The organism is Cellulomonas phragmiteti (assembly GCF_016862775.1).
Taxonomy (GTDB): Bacteria; Actinomycetota; Actinomycetes; order Actinomycetales; family Cellulomonadaceae; genus Cellulomonas; species Cellulomonas phragmiteti.
The window spans coordinates 1-587 of the sequence record NZ_BONP01000066.1; the positions used below are offsets into that span (position 1 = coordinate 1).

At 67.1% G+C, this 587-nt stretch carries 1 protein-coding gene; it reads right to left on the reverse strand.

Translation table 11 applies throughout. The features are described from left to right. The coding region (locus Cph01nite_RS18935) for a glycoside hydrolase family 11 protein (RefSeq protein ID WP_308439452.1) at positions 1-587 on the reverse strand (587 nt) is incomplete at both ends.

The window sequence follows — 587 nt, forward strand, 5'->3', positions numbered from 1 at the left end:
TGATGTTCGACGAGCCGGAGGACTGGTAGCCCTCGGTCGCCATGATCATGTAGTTGTGGCTGCCCATCTGCATGCCCGCGCGCTGCCAGGCGCTGAAGTGGTTGCCGGCCGTGATGGTGCCGCCGGTGCGCTTGGACTGCCGGACCGACCAGAACTGCTTGAAGGTCTGGTTGCCCTGGATCGACGGGGCGTTGTACCGGGTCGTCTCGTAGATGTCGTAGGTGCCGCCGTCGGTGGTGACGGTGCCCTTGTGGGTGCCGGTCGGGCGGTACGTGCCCCACGAGTCGACGATGTAGTACTCGACGAGCGGTCCGGTGGTCCACCCGTACAGGGTCAGGTAGGCGTTGCCCGAGGGGTTGAACTGCCCCGAGTAGGACACCGCGCGGTTCGAGCCGGTGGACCAGCCCTTGCCGATGACGAAGTTGCCGGTGTTGCGCCACGACGTCGTGTAGTTGCCGCCGTTGCCCAGCACGGCCGAGACGGTGCCGGGGGCGTCGGTCCAGAACGAGTACCAGTACCCGCTGTGGGTGCCGGTCTGGTTGCTGTTGACGTTCTGCGCCGAGGCCGGGGCGGCCAGCGCGACCGTG